Below are 1707 nucleotides of genomic sequence, written 5' to 3'. Positions count from 1 at the left end.
CGAGGGGGTGGAGGTCGGCCGGCTGGCGAACTGGCTCTACCGCCGCGTCGTCACCCTCGGCCTGGAGGCCGCGGTGCTGCGGTCGCTGGACACCGGCGGCTTCGCCGCCCTCACCGAGCTGCTCACCGCCTACCACCTCGACACCACCGGCCTCCACGGCCCCACCCAGGAGATCAACCCGGAGGTGTCGACTGGAGGTGCCGAGTGCCCCATGGAACTGGCCACCGGCGGGGCACTGGCGTCCCGGTGATGAGACGATGATCCATCATGATCAAGAAAAGTTCATCGACCTGATCATGGCACGCAGGTCGACGCCGATGGTTTGGACGAGAGGCTCATCGTGAAGACCCTGACAGCAAAGACCCTGACCGCAGCCGTTGTCATCGGCGGCACCCTGCTCGCGACGGGAGGCACCTCGTTCGCCGCGGGCACCCTCCCGAAGGGAGGGTTCGTGGGGGCCTGGGGCACAGGCTCAACTGCTAAGGCGGCGGAGGACCAGGCCACGTCCCGCGCGGAGGCTCAGTGCCAGTCGGGGAAGGTGACCACCTGGCCTTCCTCTTACCACACCTACTTCGATCCCGAAATTGGGAAATGGTCGGCCGACTACGCAGGCAACTGCCTACGAAGATCTCGTCGGCGATGACGAGGAGGGGCAGAGGCCGGCCCCATACAGGAGATCAACCCGGCAGGTGTCGACAACAACGTTGACTAATACCCCAGGCTGATCGTGTTCGGTCGTCTGACGCCCCGCCAGGCCCGTCCTCGGCGGGGCGTTGGCGTGCCACAGCATCTGTCGCAGAGGGCCCGGCTATCCGTCGCGTATCCGTCGCACGCTGCGATGGATACGACAGATAGACCGCCACCCCCCTCCTTTTGGCCCCTGGAGGGGGTTTTCGCGGTTCCGGGCGGTCCTACCCGCCGACACGGCTTGATCCCCGCGCCGGAGCGGCGCCGGGGACCTCCCCGGCTTAAGGGGCCGCAGATCCGCCGGAGGTCGTGGAGAGGGCGCCGTCCGCCCCTGCAGGGGGGGAGCTGAACCTGGCAATGCCGGGGTGCTGCCTGGCCTGCGCCGGCCTGCCGGTGGCGGTGTCGTGGGGGGGCTCGGCGGTGGCACTGTGCGGCTGTCTCCGGCCGTTCTGGAGGCCGCGATCGCGGCCTTGGTTGACGCCGGGCGACGGCCGCGCCGGTGCAGACCAACCTGTGTGGCGGCGGTGACACTCTCGACACTTGATCATTATGTGGTGGGTGGATCTCGCTACTTTAAGACTTCGATCATCAACATAAAGTTAACTTGTTGGGATGTCACGCTTAATCTATTCTTGATATGGAATTTATATGGATATGGGATTTCTATAAAAAGGATGGGGTTTATGGCATTCAGGGTGGTGGATCTTGATTCGAAATCCGATCAGCCTGCAGGCGAGCAGTGTACCGTCAATCATCGCAAATTTCGTAAATTGCGCCAACGGCTTCCTTCGCTTGCGACCACTCTTGTCGTTATTGCTGCTACAACTGCGATAACTGTCGCGGGCGATTCACCTGCGCTTGCGGCATCCCCGCCGCGGCCTGTTATTCATTTTATAAGGATTTCGACCCACGGAGGTCCACAGTGGGCCGCGACTGCGAAACTCTATAACCCAAAGACTCAGAAGACGATCGAGAATTGGGTTACCGGAAAGGTTGTCTGGCGGTCCGGCGGCTACCAAA

At 62.9% G+C, this 1707-nt stretch carries 2 protein-coding genes; both read left to right on the top strand.

Annotation, left to right across the window (positions count from 1 at the left end; translation table 11 throughout):
- Window positions 1-250, top strand: a 250-nt coding sequence (locus G6R25_RS23810; protein ID WP_163554641.1) for a hypothetical protein, incomplete at its 5' end; no start/stop codon positions are given.
- A gap of 1120 nt (window positions 251-1370) precedes the next feature.
- Window positions 1371-1707: hypothetical protein (locus G6R25_RS25670; protein WP_205447424.1), on the top strand; the 337-nt coding region annotated here is incomplete at its 3' end.

It is taken from the genome of Candidatus Frankia alpina (assembly GCF_902806485.1).
Lineage (GTDB): Bacteria > Actinomycetota > Actinomycetes > Frankiales > Frankiaceae > Frankia > Frankia alpina.
Note: the sequence above shows the minus strand (reverse complement) of the source record. Positions and strands in the feature narration are given on the sequence as shown.